Source organism: Bowmanella yangjiangensis, assembly GCF_017255015.1.
Taxonomy (GTDB): domain Bacteria; phylum Pseudomonadota; class Gammaproteobacteria; order Enterobacterales; family Alteromonadaceae; genus Bowmanella; species Bowmanella yangjiangensis.
The window spans coordinates 1-2,581 of record NZ_JAFKCS010000108.1; the positions used below are offsets into that span (position 1 = coordinate 1).

Here is a 2,581-nt window from a genome sequence, read left to right on the forward strand (position 1 = left end):
GGCCGTAGCGCTGGTTGACCAGGCTGAAGTCGTCGAGGTCGATGGCCACCAGCGACAGCGGCTGATGCTCCGCGCGCGCCTGTTGCAGCGCCTGCTGCAGATGCTGGCGCAGGTACTGGGCTCCGGACAGCGGGGTGAGCTTGTCGAACAGGCGATGGTCGCGCTGCAGGTGTTCGCGCTTGCGCATCTGCGCGCTGATGGCGCGCTGTTCCTGCTGCAGGTGGTACATGCCGAGCGTCAGCAGCAGCATGCCGAGCGGCATCGGCGCGGTCTCCAGCCAGTTGTCCCAGACCGTCTCCTGCGGCAGGCGGATGAACTCGTCGAGGCTGTCCATCCACATCGAGAAGGCGATGCAGCACAGGCCCAGCGACAGCAGGCGGGTGACCCAGCCGGCCGGGCGGCCACTCAGCAGCATGATCAGCCAGCCGCAGAGGATCAGGCAGGTGCCGCCTTCGCCGGCCACGTCCATCCAGTTGATCTCGGCCCAGGACTTGATCTCGCCCGCACCGAGGTAGAGCAGCAGCCCGGCGTTGGCTGCCAGCAGCAGGCCGGCCAGGGTCAGGCCATGCAGTTTCAGCAGTGCTTTCATGGTCGATTCTCCCGGCAATGTCCGTCCGTGGCCGAGCATGCCGGAGGCAGGTCTCATTTCGATGACAGTCATTTGTCCCTCGCGCTGCAGGGCAGGCCGTCCGGGCCGGCGTTCCGGGTGCAGTAGCGCTCGGCCGGGGTAGCCAGGTCGGGCTCGTGCAGGGTCTTGTTGCCGCTGGCGTCGCGCTGGATGTCGAAGGCGTCGTAGAGCCGGTCGTCGGCGCTGTAGGCCCTGACGCTCAGGCGGTTCTGCGCCACGCTGATGGTCTGGTACAGCTGGGTATCCTCGGCGCTGCGGTCCGGCTGGCTGTGGGCGCGATCGTTGAGGCCGTACATCTTCGAGCCGGTCACCGAGACCATGTACACCGGGCCGATGGCCTGCTGGTTGCGCAGGGCCTGGCGCGTGGCGGCGCGGCCGGCGACATGGGTCAGGCGGCTGTAGCAGTGGTCGTGGCCCTGCAGCACCAGATCGACGCCATGGCGTTCGAACAGGGGCTGCCAGGCGGCCTTGAGTGGTTCGCTGTCCTCGGGGCGGGCGCAAGTGTAGATCGGTTGGTGCATGACCACGATGTTCCAGCGCGCCTGGCTGCTCTTCAGTGCGTTCTCCAGCCAGCGGGTCTGGGCCTCCAGGGTGCCGAGGTCGAGTGCCGAGGTGCCGTCCAGCACCACGAAGCGTACGCCCTGGTAGTCGCTGACGTAGCTGGTCTCGGTCACGCCCTCGGCGCCGTTGCGTGGCAGGGCGAACTGGGCGGGGAAGTGCGCGCCGAGCGTGCGACTCTCGCTGCCGTCGGGCAGCAGGTCGTCGAGGTATTCGTGATTGCCGACGGCGACCAGTTGTGGGATGGCGGCGTAGGCCCAAGCGCCCGCCTGGTTCCACTCACCCCATTCGTCGTCATGGGCGAGGTCGTCGCGCGAGGCCACCAGGTCACCGGCATGCACCACCAGCGCCGGGCGGGCGACGCTGCGCAGGGCCTGGCGAATGCTGCGCGAGGCGACCTCGAGGATGCCGTTCTGGGTATCGCCCAGGTAGATGAAGCTGAAGGGAGCGAAGGTCCGGCTGGCGGTGCGGAACTGATGCCACTCGCTCCAGCCCGCGCTGCCTTGCACCCGGTAGGCATAGGCGGTATCCGGGCTCAGGCCGTCCAGGCGCACCTGATGGTAGAGGGACGGGCCGTTCTCGGCGTCCAGGCGGCGACTGCTGCCACTGAGCTGGCGGGCCTTGGCCACCACCTGCGGGCCGGCCAGGGCCGGACCGAACTCGAGCGCGGTGCTGTCCTGGCGCAGGTCGGTACGAAAGCTCACGGCCATCTGCGTGGCGGCGTCTGCGCCGGGCGTCAGCACGATGCGGTCCGCCAGGTTGCCGGCGGCATAGGGTTGGCCTGGCGAGCGTGGCAGCGGCGGCTCGGCATGGGTCAGGGGGCTGCTCAGGGCAGTGGCCAGCAGCGTGGCCAGCAGCAGGGGGCGATGCATGTGCGGTTTCCTTGGCTGATCCGGAAGTGCGTTCGGCGCCAAGGAAACAAAGGCGCATGACGGTTCGGTTACCGCGCCGGGGGTCGATTCGGCTCAGGTGAAAGGAGCCGTGCAGGGCGATTTTTTCAGCCTGGATTAAGCCGGTGCGGGGTCGTGGGCGCAGTGGCGCCGCTGTCCACCCGGCGCTGGCCGCTCCGATTCCCGCGCAGAGCCTCGGGCAACGCGGCATGGCCGGGTCATTTCAGCTCAGAACCCCCGTGAAACCACCACGAAACAGGCTTTCAGGGCCTGCTCCGGCAGGGGCTGTCACGCAAGTGCCACAAAGCATTCCTAGCTTTCGCTGCCATCGCCTGGTGTCGCCAGGGGCCATTGAAACGAGGGATTCAAGGTGGCAAAGCCATTTCGTCATATCCGCACAGCGGGATTCAACGTCAGCCTGCTGGCCATCGCCATCAGCGCCGCACCGGTCTGGGCCGAGGAGGCGGTCGAGCGCGTCGAGGTGATCGGCCAGGCGGCGAGCATC

At 68.0% G+C, this 2,581-nt stretch carries 2 protein-coding genes; both read right to left on the reverse strand.

Translation table 11 applies throughout. From position 1 onward, the window contains the following. Window positions 1-589 (reverse strand): diguanylate cyclase domain-containing protein (locus tag J0A65_RS22275; RefSeq protein ID WP_206596512.1); only part of this gene is annotated, 589 nt, incomplete at its 3' end. Window positions 590-657: 68 nt separating this feature from the next. After that, window positions 658-2,058, reverse strand: a complete 1,401-nt coding sequence (locus J0A65_RS22280) for a purple acid phosphatase family protein (RefSeq protein WP_206596513.1) — start codon at window positions 2,056-2,058, stop codon at window positions 658-660. Window positions 2,059-2,581 lie beyond the last annotated feature (523 nt).

What these genes read in the sequence shown, in the direction of transcription:
- J0A65_RS22280 (WP_206596513.1), bottom strand. Translation starts at nt 2,058, where the DNA reads ATGCATCGCCCCCTGCTGCTGGCCACGCTGCTGGCCACTGCCCTGAGC.